The 22,740-nt window shown below is 61.2% G+C and carries 21 protein-coding genes; 7 read left to right on the top strand and 14 right to left on the bottom strand.

The features are described 5' to 3' along the window. The first annotated feature begins 32 nt into the window (after positions 1-32). The 4 genes from C5750_RS09230 to C5750_RS09215 are packed head-to-tail and all read left to right on the top strand — an operon-like array spanning position 33 to position 3,550. Positions 33-710 (top strand): winged helix-turn-helix domain-containing protein, encoded by a 678-nt coding sequence (locus C5750_RS09230; protein ID WP_105733567.1) that lies wholly within the window; start codon positions 33-35, stop codon positions 708-710. Continuing rightward, positions 697-2,145, top strand: a complete 1,449-nt coding sequence (locus C5750_RS09225; RefSeq protein WP_105733566.1) for a HAMP domain-containing sensor histidine kinase — start codon at positions 697-699, stop codon at positions 2,143-2,145. The genes C5750_RS09230 and C5750_RS09225 overlap by 14 nt, the downstream gene beginning before the upstream one ends. After that, positions 2,142-2,741, top strand: coding sequence for a tyrosine-protein phosphatase (locus tag C5750_RS09220; RefSeq protein ID WP_105733565.1), 600 nt, complete (start codon positions 2,142-2,144; stop codon positions 2,739-2,741). The genes C5750_RS09225 and C5750_RS09220 overlap by 4 nt, the downstream gene beginning before the upstream one ends. A 23-nt stretch (positions 2,742-2,764) precedes the next feature. Next, complete coding sequence (locus C5750_RS09215; protein ID WP_105733564.1) at positions 2,765-3,550, top strand: undecaprenyl-diphosphate phosphatase; 786 nt, start codon at positions 2,765-2,767, stop codon at positions 3,548-3,550. Here C5750_RS09215 and C5750_RS09210 read toward each other — a convergent pair. Beyond that, on the bottom strand, positions 3,473-4,444 hold the full coding sequence (locus tag C5750_RS09210; protein WP_158531278.1) for a MurR/RpiR family transcriptional regulator: 972 nt from the start codon (positions 4,442-4,444) through the stop codon (positions 3,473-3,475). The two genes, C5750_RS09215 and C5750_RS09210, sit on opposite strands and share 78 nt — an antisense overlap. A 79-nt stretch (positions 4,445-4,523) precedes the next feature. On the opposite strand from C5750_RS09210, the gene C5750_RS09205 reads away from it, so the two are divergent. Together C5750_RS09205 and C5750_RS09200 are read left to right on the top strand one after the other, a co-directional pair. Next, entirely contained in the window at positions 4,524-5,279 is a 756-nt protein-coding gene (locus tag C5750_RS09205) for a COG4280 domain-containing protein (protein WP_105733562.1), read from the top strand. Further along, the gene (locus tag C5750_RS09200; RefSeq protein WP_105733561.1) at positions 5,276-5,497 is read left to right on the top strand and encodes a hypothetical protein; all 222 of its coding nucleotides are present in this window, start codon (positions 5,276-5,278) and stop codon (positions 5,495-5,497) included. The genes C5750_RS09205 and C5750_RS09200 overlap by 4 nt, the downstream gene beginning before the upstream one ends. 47 nt (positions 5,498-5,544) lie before the next feature. Here the strand turns inward: C5750_RS09200 and C5750_RS09195 are convergent, their stop codons facing one another. Both C5750_RS09195 and C5750_RS26525 read right to left on the bottom strand, forming a co-directional pair. Continuing rightward, the gene (locus C5750_RS09195; RefSeq protein WP_105733560.1) at positions 5,545-6,384 is read right to left on the bottom strand and encodes a bifunctional allantoicase/(S)-ureidoglycine aminohydrolase; all 840 of its coding nucleotides are present in this window, start codon (positions 6,382-6,384) and stop codon (positions 5,545-5,547) included. A 337-nt stretch (positions 6,385-6,721) separates the two neighbouring features. After that, the gene (locus C5750_RS26525) at positions 6,722-6,898 is read right to left on the bottom strand and encodes a hypothetical protein (protein WP_165403438.1); all 177 of its coding nucleotides are present in this window, start codon (positions 6,896-6,898) and stop codon (positions 6,722-6,724) included. 61 nt (positions 6,899-6,959) lie between these two features. Here C5750_RS26525 and C5750_RS09185 point away from each other — a divergent pair, with 61 nt between their 5' ends. After that, positions 6,960-8,438 carry an MDR family MFS transporter gene (locus C5750_RS09185; RefSeq protein ID WP_105733558.1) on the top strand — a complete coding sequence of 493 codons (1,479 nt, stop codon included), beginning with the start codon at positions 6,960-6,962 and terminating at the stop codon, positions 8,436-8,438. Between the two features lie 5 nt (positions 8,439-8,443). Here C5750_RS09185 and ptsP read toward each other — a convergent pair whose 3' ends face one another. The 11 genes from ptsP to C5750_RS09130 form a co-directional block, all read right to left on the bottom strand. After that, positions 8,444-10,843, bottom strand: coding sequence for a phosphoenolpyruvate--protein phosphotransferase (gene ptsP / locus C5750_RS09180; protein WP_105733557.1), 2,400 nt, complete (start codon positions 10,841-10,843; stop codon positions 8,444-8,446). Beyond that, a complete protein-coding gene (gene dhaL / locus C5750_RS09175) occupies positions 10,840-11,469 on the bottom strand; it encodes a dihydroxyacetone kinase subunit DhaL (protein WP_105733556.1) in 630 nt (209 codons plus the stop codon). Before dhaL ends, ptsP begins: the two co-directional genes overlap by 4 nt. A 111-nt stretch (positions 11,470-11,580) precedes the next feature. Continuing rightward, positions 11,581-12,582 carry a dihydroxyacetone kinase subunit DhaK gene (dhaK, locus tag C5750_RS09170; protein WP_105733555.1) on the bottom strand — a complete coding sequence of 334 codons (1,002 nt, stop codon included), beginning with the start codon at positions 12,580-12,582 and terminating at the stop codon, positions 11,581-11,583. A gap of 15 nt (positions 12,583-12,597) precedes the next feature. Then, a complete protein-coding gene (locus C5750_RS09165; protein WP_105733554.1) occupies positions 12,598-13,323 on the bottom strand; it encodes an MIP/aquaporin family protein in 726 nt (241 codons plus the stop codon). An 88-nt stretch (positions 13,324-13,411) separates the two neighbouring features. Beyond that, positions 13,412-14,911 (bottom strand): glycerol kinase GlpK, encoded by a 1,500-nt coding sequence (gene glpK, locus C5750_RS09160; RefSeq protein WP_105733553.1) that lies wholly within the window; start codon positions 14,909-14,911, stop codon positions 13,412-13,414. Between the two features lie 533 nt (positions 14,912-15,444). Continuing rightward, positions 15,445-16,962 carry a glycerol-3-phosphate dehydrogenase gene (glpD, locus tag C5750_RS09155; protein WP_105733552.1) on the bottom strand — a complete coding sequence of 506 codons (1,518 nt, stop codon included), beginning with the start codon at positions 16,960-16,962 and terminating at the stop codon, positions 15,445-15,447. Between the two features lie 160 nt (positions 16,963-17,122). Then, complete coding sequence (locus C5750_RS09150) at positions 17,123-18,757, bottom strand: FGGY-family carbohydrate kinase (RefSeq protein ID WP_105733551.1); 1,635 nt, start codon at positions 18,755-18,757, stop codon at positions 17,123-17,125. A gap of 2 nt (positions 18,758-18,759) precedes the next feature. After that, positions 18,760-19,488, bottom strand: coding sequence for an SDR family oxidoreductase (locus tag C5750_RS09145; protein WP_105733875.1), 729 nt, complete (start codon positions 19,486-19,488; stop codon positions 18,760-18,762). 25 nt (positions 19,489-19,513) lie between these two features. Continuing rightward, the gene (locus tag C5750_RS09140) at positions 19,514-20,764 is read right to left on the bottom strand and encodes a sugar ABC transporter permease (RefSeq protein ID WP_105733550.1); all 1,251 of its coding nucleotides are present in this window, start codon (positions 20,762-20,764) and stop codon (positions 19,514-19,516) included. Further along, a complete protein-coding gene (locus C5750_RS09135; RefSeq protein ID WP_105733874.1) occupies positions 20,761-21,582 on the bottom strand; it encodes an ATP-binding cassette domain-containing protein in 822 nt (273 codons plus the stop codon). Before C5750_RS09135 ends, C5750_RS09140 begins: the two co-directional genes overlap by 4 nt. A gap of 86 nt (positions 21,583-21,668) precedes the next feature. Further along, positions 21,669-22,736: an ABC transporter substrate-binding protein gene (locus tag C5750_RS09130; RefSeq protein WP_105733549.1), complete on the bottom strand. Its 1,068-nt coding sequence runs from the start codon at positions 22,734-22,736 to the stop codon at positions 21,669-21,671. Positions 22,737-22,740 lie beyond the last annotated feature (4 nt).

Below are 22,740 nucleotides of genomic sequence, written 5' to 3'. Positions count from 1 at the left end.
GTCGATCAACACGGACGAATTCGGGACGGGACATGCGCATACTGATCATCGAGGATGACCGGCAGACTTCGGACTACATTGCCAAAGGTTTTACCGAAGCCGGACACATCGCCGAGGTGATTTCAGATGGCAGAAGCGCACTTTCCCATGCAGCGGGCACGGAATACGATATTCTGATTGTCGACAGGATGCTTCCGGGTCTCGATGGCCTCTCCATCGTCAAGGCGCTGCGCGTGGCCGGCGTGAAGACACCGGTCCTGTTTCTCACATCGGTCGGCGGGCTGGATGACCGGGTCGAGGGTCTGGAGGCAGGCGGTGACGATTATCTGGTCAAGCCATTCGCCTTTTCGGAACTGTCCGCCCGTGTCAACGCGCTGCACCGGCGGCCGCCCTTTCAAAGCGAAAGCAACACCGTGGCCGTCGCCGATCTGGAAGTTGATCTCATGCGCCGAACCGTAAAGCGCGGCGGCACCCTCATCGATCTGCAGCCGCGGGAATTCCGCTTGCTGGAAGTTCTCATCCGCAATGAGGGCCGCGTCCTGACCCGGACCATGCTGCTCGAGCGCGTCTGGGATTTTCACTTTGACCCGAAGACCAGCGTTGTCGAGACGCATATCAGCCGTCTCAGGGCAAAGATCGACAAGCCGTTTTCGTTTCCGTTGCTGCACACCATCCGAAACACCGGCTACAGCCTGCATGCGCCGCATTGACCTTCTCAAAAGCACGCCGTTCCGGCTGGCCATCATCTTTGCCACGCTCTTCATCATGTCGTTTGTGGTGGCGGGCTTCATCACCTTTCAACTGCTCAAACGGGAACTTGCCGACCATCTGGACCAGACCATCCAGGATACCTATGCGATTCTGACCGCGTCCTATGGAGAGGGCGATGCCTCCGAACTGTCCGAGACGGTCACCAGCCATGTCCTGTCGTCTTCGGGCCTCGGCCGCGTCTTCCTGTTGTCGTCAAAGGACGGACAGCGCCTGGCAGGCAACATAGAGACGGCGGATGTACCTTCCGGCTGGTCGACGGTTGAGGGGGCACGGCTGGGCTTGGCCAATGACGAACCCTATCGCGTCTATTCCGGCCAGGTGGACAAGCAGCCGCTGGTTGTCGGAATGAGTTTCAGGGAAAACGAAGAGTTTCTGCGGATTGTTTTCATCAGTTTCGCCTGGGCCAGCGTCATGGTTTTGGTCCTTGCGGCGGCGGGCGGTGTTTTTCTGGCATCGCGCGTGCAGAAGCGGTTGGAAACGGTAGCATCGACCATGCGCAAGGTCGGCTCCGGCAAGCTCGATGTGCGCATTCCGCTGGTCGGGAACGGCGACGATATCGACCGTCTCTCGGACCAGGTTAATCAGGCCCTCGGGCGGGTCAGTTCGCTGGTGGAAGGCATGCGCCAGGTCAGCACAGACATCGCCCACGATCTCAAGACACCCCTCAACAGACTGTCCCTGACAATCAGCCAGGCCATCGACAAGGCAGGCCAGGGATCGTCGATTGTCGCCGATCTCAAGCGGGCGCAGGACGAAAGCCATCATATCAACGCGACCTTTGATGCCCTCCTGCGCATCGCGCAGATCGAGGCCGGATCGCGGCGGTCACGGTTCTCCGAGGTTGACCTGCGGGAATGTCTTGAAACGATCCTGGAGGTTTACGCGGATGTGGCCGATGATCGAAAACAGCAATTGCAGCTATCGCTTGAACCGGATGTTGCATTTGTGATGACGGGCGACCGCGAGCTGCTGATCCAGCTCTTCGCCAATCTGATTGAAAATTCGATACGCCACAGCCCGGAGGGCGCGAAAATCTGGATCAATGCAACCCATTCAGACGCCACGATCAATGTCAGCGTTGCCGACAATGGTCCTGGAATCCCGGTTGAAGAACGCAGCAAGGTCTTCCAGCGGCTTTACCGTCTCGATAAGAGCCGGACAACACCGGGCACCGGACTGGGGTTGAGCCTGGTCAAGGCTATTCTCGATCTCCACCACGCCGGCATTGAACTGGAAGACAATGCGCCGGGTCTGCGGGTAAAATTGTCGTTCCCGGTTGTTTCGCCTTATAACCGCCCTGATCTGGCTGCGACTACGGCGCGCGCAAAGCCATCATTCATGTCAAACCCACCTGCGGAGAACACCGGCCAATGAAGCAACGCACGCAGTCGGCTCGTCGCGGCAGTTGGCGAAAGATTCTCAAAGGCAGCGGCGCGGCGCTGCTTGTCGCAGTGCTGGGCGCCGGCGGCTATTACGGCACCATGCGCTGGCAGGGCAATTTCCATGCAACCATCCCTGGCGAACTATACAGATCGGCCCAGCCGACACCCTCACAGATCGCCTTCTATCAAAAGACCTATGGCATCAAGACCATCATCAATCTGCGCGGCGAAAATACCGGCACCGGCTGGTATGACAAGGAAGTGCTGGCCGCGAGAGATCTTGGGGTCAAGCATGTCGATTTTCGCATGTCGTCGCGGGAAGTCCTCTCGCAGGATGACGCCGCAGCTTTGCTCGCCGTGATGAAGCAGGCCGAAAAGCCGGTGCTGATCCATTGCGAAGGCGGGGCCGACCGGACCGGGCTGGCCGCGGCTCTCTACATCGCGGCAATCTCGCACGGCGGTGAAGAACACGCGGAATCGCAGTTTTCTCCGCTGTTCGGTCACTTCTCGGTGTGGGGCAATCCTGCCTATGCGATGGACATCACGTTCGAAAAACTTGAACCTTGGCTTGGTTTCCCCGATTCGTAACCCCTCATCTCTAGGCGCGCAAAATGGATATTCTCAATTCGGTCATCCTGGGAATTATTGAAGGCATCACGGAGTTTCTCCCGATTTCCAGCACCGGCCATCTTCTGATCGCCGAGCATTGGCTGGGGCAAAGGTCCGATCTGTTCAATATCGTCATTCAGGCCGGTGCCATACTGGCGGTGACGATCGTTTACTGGCGGCGGATATGGTCCCTCGCCTTCGGCCTGCATCTGCCGGAAAACCGCGCCTATGTCGGCAAGCTGCTTCTGGCGTTTCTGATAACCGCCGCTTTGGGGCTCATCGCCAAGAAGCTGGGCTTCAAACTGCCGGAGACCCTGCAGCCGGTCGCGTGGGCGTTGATCATTGGCGGCCTGTGGATGCTGGTGGCCGAATGGCTTGCTGCAAAACAGCCTGATCGGACCGAGGTAACATGGCTGGTTGCCATTCTCGTCGGTATCGCGCAAATCGTGGCCGGCATATTCCCCGGCACCTCGCGGTCAGCCGCCACCATTTTCATTGCCATGCTCGCCGGCACCAGCAATCGGGCCGCGGCAACCGAATTTGCATTTCTCGTCGGCATTCCAACGATGTATGCGGCCAGCGCCTACGAATTGTACGGCCAGTGGAAAACCGGCGGCGGCAATGAGGACTGGGGCGCCCTGGGCATAGCCTTTGTCGTGTCGACCATCACCGCATTCATCGCAGTCAAATGGCTGCTCAACTACATCCGTTCAAACCGCTTCACCGCTTTCGCGATCTACCGCATTCTGTTCGGGCTTGTCCTGCTTGGCGTCGCGATGTTTGCCTGATCTACCGCCTTTGTGGAGACGGTGCATAAGCCTGACATCGTCTCCGGCCAGTTCTGAACGCAGCAGATTGAGAAGTTCGAGCTTTTCAATCGCCGCCTTTGGCTGAAAGGTGGCAAGGCCGACGATGATCATCTCGATGAATGCCAGCGTTGCCGTGTGCATGCTGAAGGCATCGGTCTTTCCGCGCGGGATCGTGAGCGTCATGTCAACTCTTGGCCCCAGCTGGCTTTCCAGCGTATCCGTCACCAGTATTTTTCCGGCATTGACGCGGCTGGCATGGTCGACAAGCACGTCAAGTTCCGAATAGACCCGCCCATAGGCCATGATGAAAAGCAGATCGCCCTTCTCCATCGGCAGGAGCTGATCGGCCAGCAGAAGGCCTGTTGCCGTCACCGCGCGCGCCCGCAAGCCAAACCGCGTCAGCTGGGTCGCGAAGTAGACGGCAAGCGCGCTCGTGGGGCCGATGCCAAAGATGACGATCTCGCGGGCGCCAGCCAGTCTTGTCACCAGCGCAGCGTAATCATCCGCCGGTACATTCGCGCTGATTGCTTCGATCGCCTGGATCTGTGCCCTTTGCGTGTCCTCGAACGCCCGTTTCAGATCGCCCCCGGTTTCCCTGATGGTCTGGGTGATCCGCTCTGCCGGATTGTCCTGTGTCTTCAAATCATCGGCAATGGCCCGGCGCAAAGCATCAAGCCCGTCGAAGCCGACAGCCTTGGCGGTGCGGATGATGGTCGCATCACTGGTTCCCAGCGTTCTGGCAAGTTCCATCGCAGACATAACCAGCACCTGATGCCTGTTTGCGGCGAAATAGGTTGCAACCCGCCGTTCCGTCTGGCTCAGCGCAAGAGAGCTGCCATGGACCGGTGGAAAGATGGAACGTGCTCCAGACACCATGTCCTCCATTGACATTTGTCGTATTTACTACATTATCACACGCAATGTAGTAAATACAACCAAGCGACTCATCATCATGGACAGTATCTCGTGGAGCATTGCGGGACCAGCAATCGGCGCGGCCTTCCTGGCCTCCGTTGTCGAGGTCGTTGAGGCGTTCACCATCGTCTTGGCGGTGGGTGTCCTCAGGGGCTGGCGTCCCGCCATCGCCGGCACCCTTGCGGGGCTGGCGGTCCTTGCAATCATCGTCGCCGGTCTGGGACCGCTGCTCGATCAGGTTCCGCTGCACGGCCTGCAGCTGGTCATCGGCGTTCTGCTGCTGCTGTTCGGCATGGGCTGGCTGCGCAAGGCCATCCTCCGCTCGGCAGGCATTGTTCCCCTGCACGACGAGCTTGCCGCATTTCAGGCGGAAAAGGCCAATCTCGACCAGGAGGCACAGACGCGTGGCGCTTCACTTGACTGGATCGCGGGTATAACAGCCTTCAAGGCCATTCTTCTTGAGGGACTCGAAGTCGTGTTCATCGTGATCGCCGTCGGCTCCGGCCGCGGCCTTGTCGGCCCAGCGGCGCTTGGCGCACTGGCAGCGTGCGTGCTCGTCTTGCTGGTGGGCGCCATCGTCCACAAACCGCTGTCGCGTGTCCCGGAAAACACCATGAAGTTCGGCGTCGGGGTCATGCTCTCCTCCTTTGGCGTGTTCTGGACCGGAGAAGGCCTGGGCATCGCCTGGCCGGGACAGGACCTGACATTGCTTCTCTTTGCCGCCCTCTTCCTGCTGACGGGAATCGCGATGGCCTATATCCTTGGCACAAGGAAGCAGGAGATTTCCCGATGAACATTCTGAAGGAAGTGCTTGCGGAACTTTACAAGATGTTCCTCGGCGATGCCAAGCTGACAGCGGCCACCTGCGCCGTGGTGGCAGCGACGGCCGCCATCATCCGGTGGGTGCCTGCCCTCGATCCCGCCATTGCCGGATATCTGTTTCTAGCGGGATGCCTGGCAACGCTGATTATCGTCACAACGGCAGCAGCCGTCCGCTCGCGGCGGCCATAACCGGACACGCTTTCCGGTGTCCGGCCACTATTCTATTCGCCTTTGCGTCAGCGCTGCCCGGGATGCAGCGACAGTTTCATGTGGCGGTTGACATCCTTGTAGAGCAGATAGCGGAAAGGCTGCGGGCCGCCGGCATAGCAGGCCTGCGGGCAGAACGCGCGCAGCCACATGAAGTCGCCAGCTTCCACCTCGACCCAATCCTGATTGAGACGATAGACGGCCTTGCCTTCCAGCACATAGAGACCATGCTCCATGACGTGCGTCTCGGCAAACGGGATAACGGCGCCCGGCTGCAGCGTGACAATGGTCACGTGCATGTCGTGCCGCACATCGGCCGGATCGACGAAACGCGTCGTCGCCCACCTGCCGTCCGTGTCCGGCATGACCGATGGCGCAATGTCGTTTTCATTGAGCACAAGCGGCGTGGGCCGGTCGATTCCGTCAACGGCTTCGTAAGCCTTGCGTATCCAGTGAAAACGCACGAAGGTCCCCGTTGTATTCACAACGGACCAATCGGTTGCGGGCGGGATAAACGCATAGCCGCCCGGCTGCATGATGTGGGTCGTGCCGGCAAGCGTCAGCTGCAACTCACCCTCGACAATGAACAGCACCCCTTCCGCATCCGGGTCCAGTTCCGGGCGTGCGCTGCCGCCGCCAGGGGCGACTTCCATGATGTATTGCGAGAAGGTTTCCGCAAAGCCGGACAGCGGCCTTGCCAGAACCCAGCACCGGGTCTTGTCCCAAAACGGCAGAACACTGGTGACGATATCCTGCATCACCCCCTTCGGCAGAACGGCATAGGCCTCGGTGAATACGGCACGGCCCGTCAGCAGCTGACTTTGCGAGGGGTGTCCGCCCTGGGGTGCATAATAGGTGTTTCGGGACATGGGAGACTCCTCAGCTTGTCCAATAATGTTTGAGCGCCAGATGCGCAATTCCGCAGGCCAGTGTCACCCGCTCCTATGAACCATCTTGCAAATGAAGCAAACTCCCCATCCCTAGCAGAATCCCATTGAAATCACATGGGGTGATCCGCGCCGCTCACGCGGCGATTCCACCCATGATAAATCAATCGGATGCCCGGCATTTTCAAAATGATATTGAAGATGTTTTGACGATTTCGTCTACGACATTTTGTCCAAGCGGACACTGGCGCAATCATGGCGATCGCCGGCGGCTATGACATCAAATATGTACTTCTGTCAGAATTCGTTCCATTGCATTTTATGCCATCAAATGAGAATGCTTGTGCCCATGAGTCGCGTTTGAGTCCGCAAGGAATTTATTCCAGATGCCTCGTTCAATGCTGAGCTTCCCGTTGCCGATGTTCAATTCAAAATAATTCATCGCACCTGTCGCAATCTCCCGTTGTGGTTCGTCTTCATGGACGAGACGCATCAAGCGCTTCTGTCTCCGGACAAACCACACGCATCCAGATTCCATGTCACATCAAGGCAGTTCCATGACCCACGATACTTCGACCTATGCCGACGAGACGTCATCAGCGTCCCCCGCCGAAGACCACAGCGCCCGCAACAGGCTCGTCATTGCCTTGCTCCTGGTGTCGGCATTTGTCGTCATTCTCAATGAAACCATCATGGGTGTGGCGCTGCCGCATTTGATGGCGGATCTGAAAATCACGGCAAGTGCGGCCCAGTGGCTGACCACGGCATTCATGCTGACCATGGCCGTGGTGATCCCCATCACCGGCTTTCTGCTGCAGCGGCTGCATACGCGGCAGGTGTTCATTCTGGCCATGTCGCTGTTCAGCACCGGCACATTGGTATGCGCGCTGGCGCCGGGTTTCCCCGAACTGGTCATCGGGCGGATTGTCCAGGCGTCCGGCACCGCGGTAATGATGCCATTGCTCATGACCACGATCATGAATCTCGTGCCGCCGGAAACGCGCGGCAAGACCATGGGCAATATCTCCATCGTCATTTCCGTGGCCCCGGCCATCGGACCGACCATTTCCGGGCTGATCCTTTCCGCGCTCGACTGGCGCTGGCTGTTTCTGCTGGTCCTGCCGATTGCACTGCTGGCGCTGGCCCTCGGCACCCTGCGCATGCGCAATGTAACGGTTCCGATCAAGGCGCCGATCGACGTGCTCTCCGTCTTTCTCTCGGCCATCGGTTTCGGCAGTTTCGTTTACGGCCTCAGCGGACTGGGTGAAGCCGCGATTCACACGCCCGCCGTATCGCCCTGGTTCCCGCTTGTGCTGGGAGCAGTGGTCATTGCGGTTTTCGTCCTGCGCCAGTTGCAGTTGCAAAAGCAGGAGCGGGCCTTGCTCGACCTGCGCACACTGACCATACGGACGTTCGCCATTTCCACCGCGATGATGGCGATCCTGATGATGTCAATGTTCGGCGTTTTCATCCTGCTGCCGCTTTATCTGCAGAACGTCCTCGGGCTTTCGACGCTGGAAACCGGATTGCTGATGTTGCCGGGCGGCCTGATCATGGGGCTTTGCGCGCCCACTGTCGGCAGTCTTTTCGACAAGTATGGACCGAAGCCGCTGATCATCCCCGGCGCCATTGTCTTGAGCCTGGTGCTGTGGGGCCTTGTCTTCGTCCAGCAGGACACGCCGTTCTGGGTCCTTTTGATCGCGCATATCGCGCTGAGCATCGGCCTCGCGCTCATGTTCACGCCGCTGTTCACGGTCAGCCTCGGTTCATTGCCGCCGCATCTCTATTCCCATGGCAGCGCCATGATCGGCACCACCCAGCAGGTGGCCGGTGCAGCGGGAACGGCGCTGTTCGTCGCCATCATGACCTTGCGTTCGGCGAGCCTTGCTGCGGGCGGAGCCGATATTCTGACTGCCACGACCGGTGGCATCAAAATCGCGTTTTTCTGCGGAGCGATTATCTCGCTGGGTGCCGTTGTCGCGGCGTTCTTCATCCGGAAACCTGAAACAAGCCAGGTTTCCGGCGGGCATCACTGAACGGTTCAAGCCCGTTTCGTGGAACGCTGCACGCCCGGGTTTATCTCTGTTCCAAGCAATCGCTTTGCCACGCGCGGCAGGGATGCCGCCCCCATGCTGAGCTTGGTCACGCCGCACGCGACAAGCAGAAGCGCCGCGTCGGCATCGCCTGCGGCTTCGCCGCAGACGGAAACCGGAATATTTGTTTCTCCGGCGGCCTCTACGATGTCGCGGATGAGGGAAAGCACGGCCGGATGGGTCGCATCGGCGAAGGCGCCAAGCCGTGGATTGCCCCGCTCCGCCGCGAGTGTGTACTGGGTCAGATCATTGGTGCCGATGGAAAAGAAATCCGCCGCATGCGCAAACTGTTTGGCCGTCAGCGCTGTAGCCGGTACTTCCACCATGATGCCGAGATCGATGGGCCAGCGGTGATCGATCTTTGCAGTCTCGAGGGCTGCATGCGCCTCGTCCAGTGCCCGCCGCGCTGCGTGCAGTTCATCGACCTGCGTGACCATGGGCAGCATGATCCGCACATCGTGCCCGGCGGCGGCGCGCAGGATCGCGCGCAGCTGCGTCTGGAAGATTGCCGGTTCCGCAAGGGAAAGGCGCAAGCCACGCACGCCAAGGAATGGGTTGGCTTCTTCAGGCATGTTCATATAGGGAACCGGCTTGTCTCCTCCGGCATCCAGCGTGCGCACCACGATCGGCTTGCCCGCGAACACGTCGAAGATCGCCTTGAGTTCGCGCATCTGCTCAATTTCACCGGGCGCTTCCTGCCGGTCCAGAAACATCATTTCGGTGCGCAGCAGGCCGATACCGAAAGCGCCGGCTTTCACCGCAGCCTTGGCATCGCCAACGCCGACGACATTGGCCCACAGCTCAATTCTGCGCCCGTCCTTCATCGCGATGCTGCCATCGGTCAGAGGGGAGCCCGAGGCATCCAGCTTCTCTTCATCCCGCGCTTTGACGAACGGCGCGCTTTGCTCGGGCGTCGGATCGAACAGAACAGCGCCGGTGGCGCCATTGAATGCAACGGTTACCGCATCGGCGGGAACAAGTGCCGCGGCATTGGCGATGGCTGGAATGCCGGCCCCACGCAACAGGATTGCCGCATGCGATGTCGCACCGCCGCGCCGTTCGATCACGCCGAGGACCTGCGCGGGGTCGAGAACGAGAGCGACGGACGGCGGCAGCTCGTCCGCAAGCAAGATGGCTGGCGGCCCGGCCGGCAGTTCAAACGCCGCACGGCCGAGCAACGCCGCAATGATTGTATCGCGCAGATCGAGCAGATCGGCCTCGCGCGCGCGCAGATAGGCATCCTCAAGGCCGCGATATACCAGTGCCGCCCTGTCAAAGACCGCTGAAACGGCAGCGGCTGCATTCAGTTTCTCGTCGATGATCTTATTGCGGGCAGCAGGAATCAGCCCCGGCTCGGCCAGGAGACCGATCTGAACCGCCGCAATGTCTCCCGCCATGCCATGCGTCTTGCTCAAGGTTTCGCCGACCGACGCAACAACAGTGTCGAGACGAGCCGCTTCGGCCTGCGGATCGCCGGCCGAAGCTTCCGTCAATTCCAGCACGGGGCGTTTGAGAACAGTCAGCGGTCCAACGGCGATACCCGGAGAAACGGGCGTCGCATTGCCTTTCGCGACGGGCTGCGGCGGTGCCGCCGCGGGGTCGGCCTTGCCGGCCAGACTCTGGATCAGGTCACGCATGGCGGACACGGCGTCCCTTGCATCCGCGCCGCTCGCGGTGATGACAAGACGGTCGCCCTGCCGCACGCCAAGCGTCATGAGGTCGATCATGCTGACCGCCGACGCGGCTGACTTGTTGCCTTCCGCCCGCGCAATACTGATCTGCGACTTGAATTTGGCAGCCAGTGCCGCGACCTGCGCGGCGGGGCGTGCGTGCAGACCATGCGGATCCGGGATGACCGCTTCCGCCGTGGCATCGGGCGCGCCGGTGTCTGCCGGAGCAACATCTGGCGCGGATGAAACCTCACCGCCCAGCTGCTCGATTTTTGGCCGCAGCGCCTGCACCGCCTGACGCTCGACCTCGGCGCGTGGCAGGCCCTGCCCCGCCGCCACCGCAGCCGCGATGGCCCCTTCGACAAACGGTGCCGCCGATAAAATCACACGCGTGCGCTGGTCGCCCTCGGTCAGGTCCAGCGCCATCTCCGCCGAGAGAAGCGCACTGCCGAGATCCATGAGAACAAGACAGCCCGCCGGACGGTCCGCCTCGGCCAAGGCTTCGAGAATACGCATGGCGTCGGTGCCGATCTCGTCGCCATTGTCGCCCATCCCGGCCGCGCAGATGATGGTAACCGCATCGCCGGTCATCTGCCGCGCCAGCGTGGCGACACCCTCGGCAAGCATGCGGGAATGCGAAACGAGGATGAGCGCGACGTGATCAGATGCGCCGCTCATGCTGCCGCAACATCCGCGAGTGCCTTGAGCAGGTAATGGGTGGATGTGGCGCCGGGATCCTGATGCCCCACGCTGCGGTCCCCGAGATAACTGGCACGGCCCTTGTGCGCCACGAGCGGGATGGTTGCCTTCATGCCGGTTTCGGCCGCCGCCGCGCTCAGCGCCAGCGCTTCGGCAAGCGGCTTGCCCGCGGCCTGCCTCAATGCATCGGCGGCTGGCGACAGCGCGTCGATCATGGTCTTGTCGCCCAGCGCCGCCTTGCCGCGCTGCACGATACCGGCAAGGGCTGCGTCCAGGCAGGCCGTCCAGTCGGCAAGGGTAAGCTCAGCCTTGCCCGCCGCCTTTACCGCAGCGCTGAGAAAAAATGTCGAATAGAGCGGACCGCTGGCGCCGCCCACGGTCGAGAGCAATGTCATCGCCGCCGTCTTGAAGACTGCGGCCGCATCCGGGAATGACTGGTCCGCCAGTTTGGCTTTGACCGCGAGGAAGCCGCGGGCCATGTTCTCGCCGTGATCGCTATCGCCAATCGGCGCATCGAGTTCCGTCAGATAAGCCTTTTCACGCTCATAGACATCGGCGGCACGGTTGATCCACGTGACAAGCGTTGCGGCGGACAGCACATCCATTTGAATTTCTCCCGGATAGATTTTGACAGCAATGGTCCCACCCCGCGAACGGGATGGGACTTGATTTCACAGCTTGGCCGAAGCCCCGATGAAGGGCTTCAATCCATCGTTTTAGGCGCCCCAGCGCAGCGATGGCGTGACCACCGGAGCGTCCCAGAATTTTACCATTTCATCGTCCAGTTTCAGGAGGGTGATCGAGCAGCCCGCCATTTCCAGACTGGTGACATAGGACCCGACAAGATTGCGCACGACCTTCAGACCGTGTTTTGCCGCGATCTCATATGCCTTGCGATAGACGATATACAGTTCGATCTGCGGCGTTCCCCCCATGCCATTGACGAAGAGAAGCACATTGTCGCCGCTCTTGAAAGGCAGGTCTTCGAGAATGGGCTCGAGCAGCATTTCCGCCACACGGTCCGCACTCTCCAGCTTCACCCGGTGCCGGCCCGGCTCGCCATGAATGCCGATGCCGATTTCCATCTCATCCTCCTGCAGGACGAAGGATGGTTTGCCCGCATGCGGCACAGTGCAGGCCGACAATGCCATGCCCATGGAGCGGCCATTGGCATTGACCCTGCGGCAAAGATCCGCCACCGGTGCGAGCGGCATCCTGGCTTCGGCGGCACCGCCGCATATCTTTTCCGCCAGAACCGTGGTGGCAACGCCGCGCCGTCCTGCGGTCCATGTCGAGTCCTTCACCGCCACGTCATCGTCGATGACAACGCTTTCGACGTCGATCCCCTCAGCCCGGGCAAGATCGGCGGCCATTTCGAAATTCATCACGTCGCCGGTGTAGTTCTTGACGATGTGAAGAATGCCTGCGCCGCCATTGACCGCCTTTGACGCTTCCAGCATCTGGTCCGGGGTCGGGCTGGTGAAGACCGCTCCCGGGCAGGCTGCATCGAGCATGCCCCGGCCGACAAAGCCGCCATGCATGGGCTCATGCCCGCTGCCGCCCCCCGAAAGGAGGGCGGTTTTCCCACGAATAGGCGCATCGGCCCGCGTGATGAAATTGGGGTAGCGGTGGACCCGGATCAGATCGCCATGGGCGGCAGTCATGCCGTCCAGAGCTTCCTCCACGACAGCGTCGGGAGCGTTGATCAGCTTTTTCATGCCAGCCTCCTTGGGTTAAATCAGGGCCTTGATGAAGAACGCGGCAATGATAGCACCAACGATCGGGCCGACCACCGGAATCCACGAATAGCCCCAATCGGAACCGCCCTTGCCGGCGATCGGCAGCACGGCATGGGCAATACGCGGTCCAAGATCGCGGGCCGGATTGATGGCGTAACCGGTAGTGCCGCCGAGCGACAGGCCGATGGCCCAAACCAGCATGGCAACCATGTAAGGTCCGATGGCCGGGGTGATGCCGGCGCCTGCAACCGCTTTCGAGAAGATGGAAGCGATGACGAAGACCAGTACGAAGGTACCGATGATTTCACTGAGAAGATTTGCCCCGGTGTTGCGAATGGCCGGTCCCGTGCAGAAAACCGCAAGTTTCAGGCCAGCGTCCGATGTTTTTGCCCAGTGCGGCAGATATTGCAGCCAGACGATCACCCCGCCAAGGAAGGCGCCAATGAGCTGAGCGGGAATATACGACGCGATCTTCGAATAATCGCCCGATACAACCGCGAAGCCGATGGTCACGGCCGGATTGATGTGCGCGTCGGGACTGCCTGTCGATGTGGCGACAAACACGCCGGCAAGCACGGCAAAAGCCCAGCCGGCGGTGATTGCCACCCAGCCGGCATTCTGTGCTTTCGAGCCCTGCAAAAGGACGCCCGCAACGACGCCATCACCCAGAATGATGAGCATCATTGTTCCCAAGAGTTCGCCGATAAACGGTGTATGCATAGTCTCCTCCTACCAAAAAGATCAGTTTCGTTGTCCGGAATGAATGCGAAGGGAGCCGCGGTGACCGCAGCTCCCCTATTGATGATGATCAGTCCACCCAGTCGAGCGAACGGGTTACCGCCTTGTTCCAGGCGGTAAAGAGTTTTGTGCGCTCGGCCTTTGACATGGCCGGATGCCAGCGCTTGTCGACGCCCCAGTTTTCCACGATGTCATTGGTGGACTTCCAGTAACCGACGGCAAGACCGGCGGCGTAAGCGGCGCCAAGAGCGGTGGTTTCGATAACCTTCGGGCGCACGACCGGCACGTCAAGAATGTCCGACTGGAACTGCATCAGCAATTCATTGACGGTCATGCCGCCGTCGGTGCGCAGTTCCTTGATCTCGACCTTGGAGTCCTTGACCATGGCATCGAGCACTTCCCGCACCTGATAGGCGCTGGCTTCGAGCGCCGCACGGGCAATGTGCCCCTTATTGGCAAACCGTGTCAGGCCGGCAATGACGCCGCGGGCGCTGTCCTTCCAATGCGGCGCATAAAGACCGGAAAACGCCGGGACGAAATACACGTCGCCATTGTCTTCCACCGTCCGGGCCAAAGCTTCGACGTCGGGGCTTGTCTGGATGATGCCAAGATTGTCACGCAGCCATTGCACGAGGGCGCCGGTGATGGCGATGGAACCTTCGAGCGCATAGACCGCCTTCTTGTCCCCGAGCTTGTAGCCGACCGTCGTCAGCAGGCCGAAGGTCGATGGAACCAGCTTTTCACCCGTGTTCATCAGCATGAAGCAGCCGGTACCGTAGGTATTCTTGGCCTCGCCCGGATTGAGGCATGCCTGACCAAACAGGGCCGCCTGCTGATCGCCGAGAATGCCGGCAACCGGTACACCCTGAAGCGGTGCCGCCTTGATCTCGCCATAGACTTCGCTCGACGAGCGGATGGTCGGCAGGCAGGCGCGCGGAATGTTGAAGAGCTTGAGAATCTCGTCATCCCATTCCAGGGTCTTCAGATTCATCAGCTGTGTGCGGGAGGCATTGGTCACATCCGTGATGTGAATGCCGCCATCGGCGCCGCCGGTGAGGTTCCAGACCAGCCAGGTATCGATATTGCCGAAAAGCACCTCCCCTGCCTCAGCCTTGGCACGCGCGCCGGGCACGTTGTCGAGAAGCCAATGCAGCTTCAGTCCGGAAAAGTAGGTTGCAAGCGGCAGACCCGTCTTTTCGCGCAGGCGGTCCTTGCCGCCGTCCTTCTCGTAACGCGCAACGAGCTGGTCTGTGCGGGTATCCATCCAGACCACGGCATTGTGCAGCGGCGCGCCCGTCTTCTTGTCCCACAGGACGCTTGTTTCGCGCTGGTTGGTGATACCGATCGAGACCAGATCCGATGCGGAAAGCTTTGCCTTCTTGAGCGCACCGGCAACCACGCTCATGGTGTTGCGCCAGATCTCGATCGCATTGTGTTCAACCCAGCCGGGCTTGGGGAATATCTGCTCGTGTTCCTTCTGGTCAACGGCGATGACCGTGCCCTTGCGGTCAAAGATGATAAAGCGGGAACTGGTTGTGCCCTGATCAATGGATCCAACATATTTCGTCATATTTTCCTCCTGTTTCTTCTATTGCGTTCGGTGTGGTGTTTGGGCTTGAACAGAAATTGCAACCGTGGACCAACCAACGTCCCGCAGGGGTTGCGATTCCCTCGGTTCGAATCTCGGGTGGTGATGTGAAAACGGGGTTTTGAGCAGCATCGCGCAGCGGCAGGCGGCGTGCCTTGAACTCTTGGCCACGTTCGAAAGACGTGACGGCGTGCGGGTCAGTCCGGCAGTCGCCTCAGTGGAAAAACGCCAAAGCCTGCCGCCGGATATCCCGCAAAATCCAGAGTTCACGGCAGGCTGGGCAGCGCCGCAGCCGTCGAGATCAACTCCGAAAACAATGAGGCCGTAAGGACGTGCTTGCACGTGCCACCCCAACTCTAGCGTTCCACCGGATGCAGCCGCTGTCTAAGCGATCATTTGTCGTTGATGAAACGATAACCGAAACCAAAAGCGAAGGCAAGGAATGTAAAGTGAAAATAAAACGCGCATTCACAACCGGTTACATTCCATTGCGAAGCCAGCCCGGCTGCCGGCTTCTACTGCGATGGGCGCTGGACGGTTTGTGCCATGAAGGTGTCGAGGGCTTCGGCCTGGGCGTCGGTGACATGCAGGCCGATCTTGGTGCGCCGCCACAACACGTCCTGTGCGGTCATCGCCCATTCCTGCGCGATGAGGTAGTGCACCTCCGCCGCATAAAGATCCCAGCCGAAATGCTGGCCGAGATCGGCGGATGAGGCGGCCTTGCCCAGGAGCACCCAGGCCCGCGTGCCGTAGAGCCGTACGAGCCGGTAGGCATGGCGCGGCTCGAGGAAGGGGTAATCGGCTTTGAGCCGCTGCAGCTGCGCCGCAAAGCCGTCGGCCGGGAAATCCCCGCCCGGCAGCGTGCCGGTCGCCGTCCACGGCTTGCCCCTGGCCCCGAGTTTTTCCTCGATCTTCTCCAGCATGTGCTCCGCCAGCCGCCGGTAGGTGGTGATCTTGCCGCCGAAAATGTTCATCAGCGGCGCCAGACCCTCCGGCGCATCGCTTTTCAGCACATAGTCGCGCGTTGCCTCCTGCGCCTTCGAGGCCCCGTCATCATAGAGCGGGCGCACCCCCGAATAGCTCCACACCACATCGGCGCGCTGCACCGGCGCGGCAAAATATTCGCTGGCCGCCGCGCACAGATAATCGGTCTCCGCAGCGGTGATCGCCACCTTGGCCGGATCACCGTGATAATCCTGGTCCGTCGTGCCGATCAGCGTGAATTCCTGCTCATAGGGAATGGCAAAGATGATGCGCCCGTCGGTGTTCTGGAAGAAATAGGCGCGCGGATCGTCGAACTTCTTGCGCACCACGATGTGGCTGCCCTGCACCAGGCGCACATTGTGCGCCGTCTTCAGCCCGGCCACGCCGGTCAGGACCTCGTCCACCCAGGGACCGGCCGCATTGACCACAAGCCGCGCCCGCACCGTCTCCACCGCCCCCGTCAGGACGTCCTCAACCTGCAGCGTCCAGCCATCGGCATCGCGCCGCGCCGCCGTCACCTTGCTGCGGGTGCGGATCAGCGCGCCGCGGTCGGCCGCATCGCGCGCATTGAGCGCCACCAGCCGCGCATCATTGACCCAGCAGTCGGAATATTCGAATGCCCGCGTATAGAGCGACTTCAGCGGCCTGGCCGCCGCATCGCGCGTCATGTCGAGCGTGCGCGTCGCCGGCAGCTTCCTGCGCCCGCCAATGTGATCGTAGAGGAACAGGCCCAGCCGCAACAGCCAGGCCGGGCGCAGCCCCGCATGGTGCGGCAGCACGAAGCGCAGCGGCCAGATGATGTGCGGTGCCGCCGCCCACAGCACCTCGCGCTCCATCAGCGCCTCGCGCACCAGGCGGAACTCGTAATATTCCAGATAGCGCAGCCCGCCATGGATCAGCTTGGTGGAGGCCGACGAGGTGCCGCTGGCCAGGTCGTTCATCTCGGCCAGACACACGCTGTAGCCGCGCCCCGCCGCATCGCGGGCAATGCCGCAGCCATTGATGCCGCCGCCAATCACGAAAATGTCGTAGATCCCGTCCTGTGCCACCGCTCATCTCCCTGTCCGCAACCATCGCCCGTGCCAATACAGCACCACCGCGAAACAAATACGAAACCAAAAGGAAATATAACGCGCGTCGACACACCCGGCAAGCACTATTGCGGCTCTTCCCGCCACCATGCCCTGCCCGGCAAAACGCTCCTGCCTCTCAGGGGCCGGCGCGCGCGAGCAGGCGAACCTGCAATGCGGCCGACTGCAACAGTTCAAACGCCTTGTAGCGGTGCCGGTGCAGGGTTTCGACAGCACCGGTTGCGGGCTGGAAAAGTCTGGAAAGGCGCGACATCCCCTTCATCGCCTCCGCCAGGGATGGGTGGTAACCCGCCGCTGCCGCCCCGAGCATGGCTGCCCCCAGCAATACCGGCTCCGGCGTATCGGCAATGGCGACCGGCAGGTTGGCCGTGTCCGCCAGAAGCTGCCGCACAAGATCGCTCTGCGCGGCACCGCCGCTGGCGACGATCATGTCGAGCCGGATACCGTCCTGCCCCAGCCTGTCCAGCAACTGCCGGAGGCCATAGCCGATGCCGCACAGACCGGCAATGTAGAGCGAAACCAGATCCGCAATATCCGTTTCCAGCCCAAGACCGGCAATGACAGCCCGCGCACCGGGATCGGCATGCGGCGAGCGGTTGCCGAGGAATTCCGGAACCACGTGCACCGATTTTGCCAGCTCCGCCGCATGCGGCAGATCCGGGCAAAGCGCGGTGGCGTAACGGTCGAGCCAGGCAACCAGGGACAGGTTCTCGGCTTTGGCCCTGGCGCTGGCCTCCGCATGGGCCGGGTGCATGGTGACGAGATGATCGATTGCCGCGCCCGCTGCCGACTGGCCGCCTTCGGTCAACCAGAGGCCCGGAATCATCGCGGAATAATATGGTCCCCAGACCCCGTCGACAAAAACGGGACGGTCGCTCGATGCCATGGAACAGGCCGAAGTTCCGAAGATGTAGGCGATGCGGTTTCGTGCATCGGAATGCCCCGCGGCATCGGCTGCACCAAGTGTTCCGACACCGCCGGCATGGGCATCGATCAGGGCGGCGCCGACCGCCGTGCCCGGCATCAGCCCGAGATCGGCCGCGGCCTGTTGCGTCAGCCCCCCGGCCAGCGGCGTACCGGGATCGACGATGTCGGTGCCGATGCGGGAAAAGCCTTCCGCAGCCAGTTCCCCAAGCCCGATATCCTGAAAATACCGCGCATCCCAGCGCTTCTCATGCGCAAGATAGGTCCATTTGCAGGTCACCGTGCAGACCGAACGGCTGAGGGAGCCTGTCGCGCGCCATGTCAGATAGTCGGCCAGATCGAAGAAATGACCGGCAGCGGCAAACTGTTCCGGCAGGTTGCGCTTCAACCACAGAAGCTTTGGCGTTTCCATCTCCGGCGAAATCCGGCCACCTACATAGCGCAGCACCTCATGCTTGCCCGCATTGATTTCAGCCGCTTCGCCGGATGCACGGTGATCCATCCACACGATGATGTTGCGGTCCGGATCGGCGGAGGGACCAACCGCAAGCGGTGCTCCGTCAGCGCCGACCACAACCAGCGAGCAGGTTGCATCAAAGCCGATCCCGGCGATTGCCGAAGCCGAAATCCCTGCCGATGCGATGGCCTCCCGTGTGCTGCCGCACACGGCCTGCCAGATTTGCCCGCTCGACTGCTCGACGATGCCGCCCGCTTCATGCCAGATCGAAATCGGCCGCTTGGCGGATGCCACAAGGCTGCCATTGCCGTCGAAGATACCGGCACGCGCGCTGCCGGTGCCAACATCGATCCCGAGAAAATACTGTGTCATGCCTAGAGGTCCGTGCTGTGTGGAAGGATAACGATATCGCGGATCGTGACGTTACGGGGCCTCGACAACATGAACAATACGGCTTCCGCCACCTCGTTCGCCTCCATCAATCCGCCTGACGCGATGGCATCATCCAGCTTCTCCTGCGGCCAGTCGCTGATCAGTGCCGTAACGACCGGGCCCGGCGCGACCGCACCCACACGAATGCCGTGCTTTATCACCTGCCGCCTGACTGTATGAACGAATGCCTGCACCGCGTGTTTGGACGCCGTGTAGATCGGCTCCCACACCACCGGAACCAGACCGGCTATGGAACTGGTCATGATGATATCGCCGGTCTTCCTCTCCACCATGTGGGGCAGCACCGCCTGAACCGAGCGGAATGCCGCGTTGATGTTGAGGTTCAGCATCCGGTCCCAGGCATCGGGATCACCATCCGCCACCTCTCCACCGATATAGGAACCGGCATTGGCGTGGAATATATCGAGCCTGCCGAAGCGCTCGAGAATTTTCGGCATCATCGTCGCGACACTGGCGGGGTTGGTCAGGTCGGCAACCAGGGGGAAAGCCTGCGGTCCCAGTTCGGAGCACACGCTTGTCAGGGCATCTTCGGCCCTGTCGATGAGGGCGACGCTGACGCCCTCCCGCAGCAGTGTTCTGGCACATTCAAGGCCGATTCCCGATGCGGCGCCGGTGATCGCCGCAACCTTTCCGGACAAATCCTGTTTCATATCATTCCTCATTTTGGGGTTGGTGTCAGGCGCGCCCATGCGACACTCTTGATCGGCGGGCGAGTGAATCCACGATGACGGCGATGGCGAGAACGGCACCCGTGATCATGTAGCGAAGCGATGACGACAGATCGAGCAGGGTCAGCCCATTGGCGATCGACTGGATAACGATGATGCCAAGCAGTGCCGAATAGGCACTGCCCCGGCCGCCGAAGAGACTTGTTCCGCCGATGACCGCTGCCGCGATGGCGTTGAGATTGACGTCGCCGGTGCCGGCCTGCTGGCTTGCCGAGGCAAGGCGGGCCGCCGAAAGCACGCCGCCGAACGCGGCAAACATCGAGCACAGCACGAAGGCGCTCATATAGATGAACCGCACATTGATACCGGCACGGCGGGCGGCTTCCCGATTGCCGCCGACAGCGGTCATGGACCGCCCCCAGCGGGTTCGGGTCAGTGCATAGCTCATGGCCACAACCAGACCCACGAACAGACCGAACATCCAGGGAATGCCGCGGCCCTGATTGAGATAGAACACAACCAGTTCCAGAGCCGTTGTCATGACCACCGCGCGGAAAACAATGCCGCCGACCGAAGGCGCGGACAGCTGTGCCGCGCGCCGGTGCGTGATGGTGCGCAGGCCGGAAACCAGCAGAACGATCCCCGGAATGACCGCCAGCGTGTACGAAACGGGACGCGGCATGACCAGCAGCTGGCCGAAATCGACGATTGCCGAACCATAGGGCAGATTGATCGAGCCTGTCGCTCCGAGAACATAGAGCTGCATTCCCAGCACGGCCAGCAACCCGGCAAGCGTCGAGATGAAGCTCGGCATCCCGAGACGGTTGAACAGCACGGCGTAGAGACAGCCGAACAGCCCGCCGACGGCAACCGCTGCGACGATTGCAAGAGCAATCGGCCAGCCCTGGTTGACCCAGAGCGTTCCCACCAGCGCCGAGGCGAACCCGCTGATCGACCCCACGGAAAGGTCGATCTCCCCGACCATGAGAACACAGACGATCCCCAGGGATATCACCCCGACCGTCGAGGCATCGAACAGCAGGTTGACGAGATTGTTGCTCGACAGGAAGATGGGATTGAGGCTGGCGAAGACAGTCCAGATGATGATCAGGCCGGCCACGACCGGCAGCGATCCGAGATCGCCGGATTTCACGCGGTCGAAAAAGGCGCGGACGGCGTCGCTCACGCCGGTTTCATGTTTTACCCGCACATCGCTGCGATCCAGCAACATGGCGGCTTGCTTGCCGTCCTTGGTCATGGGTGTCCCTCCTGATTGCTGTTGACCGGTACCTGCAGCCGGCGCGCCCGGCGCGACACCGAATTGTCTGCCGCGCCCGTGATGGCCCCGACCAGTTCGTGGTTCGACGCGTCGGGATAGAATATGCCGTTGTTGCGCCCGAGCCTGAGGACCACGATGCGGTCGGCGACGGCGCGCACGTCTTCCATGTTATGGCTGATCATCACCACGCCGAGGCCGCGATCGCGGACCCGTTCGATCAGGTTGAGCACCTCCGCGGTCTGGGCCACGCCAAGCGCTGCCGTTGGCTCGTCCAGCAGGATGAGCTTGGGCTCGAGCAGAAGCGAACGTGCGATGGCAACGGTCTGGCGCTGTCCGCCCGACAGGGATGCAATCGGAATGCGCACGCTTGGAATGCGCGCGGCAAGTTCGTTCAAAAGCGTCCAGGCACGCACTTCCATTGCCGTTTCGTCGAGTTTCAGAGGGCTGAGTTCGCGGCCCAGGAAGATATTGGCGACGACGTCCAGATTCTCGCAGAGCGCGAGATCCTGAAACACGGTTGCTATGCCCAGATTGAGCGCGGTGCTCGGATTGGCCAGCGTCACGGCCTCGCCGCTGAAAGTGATCGTGCCGGAGGTCGGCTGGTGCACGCCAGCCAGGATTTTCACCAGGGTTGATTTACCGGCACCGTTGTCGCCGACAAGGGCCACGACTTCGCCCGCATGCACGTCCAGATCAATGTCCGTCAGTGCCGACACGGCGCCAAAATTCTTGGATACACCACGCAGGCTGAGCACAGGCTCGCCTGAAGGAAACGTTTCATCGGAAATATCAGTCATTGCCATCTGCCTTTCGGTATGCCGGGGCGGGGTGAAACGATGAGCCTCCGGCCGCGTGCGGCCGGACGGCGTCATCCGCGTATTCGTCAATTGATGCCGAGCTTCCTGCAGCCCTGCGCATAGCGGCCGGTGCAAAGCTCTTCCGCCTTGATGATCTTCTTGTCGATGATCTCAGCCTTCAGATTCTCCGCCGTGACGACCGCCGGCGTGAACAGCTGGGACGGCGTATCGTACAGGGTCATTTCGGCCTTCGGGGTCTCGCCTGACAGCAGCTGGACGGCCACCTTGGCAGCCGCTGCCGCGACGATCTCGCTCGGCTTCGAGATGGTGTTGTACTGGTCGCCCGCGATGATCAGCTGCAAGGCCGCGATCGTCGCGTCATTGCCGGTAATGGGCGGAAGCGGGTCGACACCCGCCGCCTTGAAGGCGGCAATGGCGCCGCCGCCCGTGCCGTCATTGGCAGCGACAACACCCAGGATCTTGCTGCCGAAACGGGTGATCTGGCCGCTGGCCCATTGCTGTGCCTTCGGCGGCGCCCATTCCGGCGTGTCATATTCGGCAAGGATCGGATAGCCGCTGTGGTCGAGCCCCGCATGAATGCCCTTCTTGATGAGACCGGCTGCGGCATCCGTCGGCGAGCCATTGATCTGCAGGACGCCGCCCTTGCCTGCCGGTACATTCGACGCCTTCAGGTGTTGCACCAGTGAATCCGCGATCGCCTTGCCGATCCCTTCATTGTTGAAGGAGACATAAAAATCAGCCGGAGTGGATGGGATCGGCCGGTCATAGGCGATGACCTTGACACCCTGGCTTTGCGCCAGCTTCACCAGCGATGCCGCTGCCGTCGAGTCGACCGGGTCCAGCACGATAGCCTTGGCGCCCTGCGCGATGACCGAGTTGAACTGCTGCTGCTGGCGGGACACATCGGCATCGGCATTCTGGTAAATCACCTTGCAGCCGGGGCAGAGCTTTTTCATCTCGGCTGCAAATCCCGGATAGTCGTGCTGCTCGTAGCGTGTGGATGCCTGATCCGGCATCAGGAATGCAATGGTCGCATCCGTTACCGTGGCGGACTGTGCGAATGCGGATGGTCCGCTAAGAAGGCAAAGTGCGAGCGCCGCGGCGCCGGTCTTGGTCGATGCAAATGATGTCACTGGA

It is taken from the genome of Phyllobacterium myrsinacearum, from assembly GCF_002980555.1.
GTDB classification, from domain to species: domain Bacteria; phylum Pseudomonadota; class Alphaproteobacteria; order Rhizobiales; family Rhizobiaceae; genus Phyllobacterium; species Phyllobacterium myrsinacearum.
This window is presented reverse-complemented; position numbering and strand designations above follow the sequence as displayed.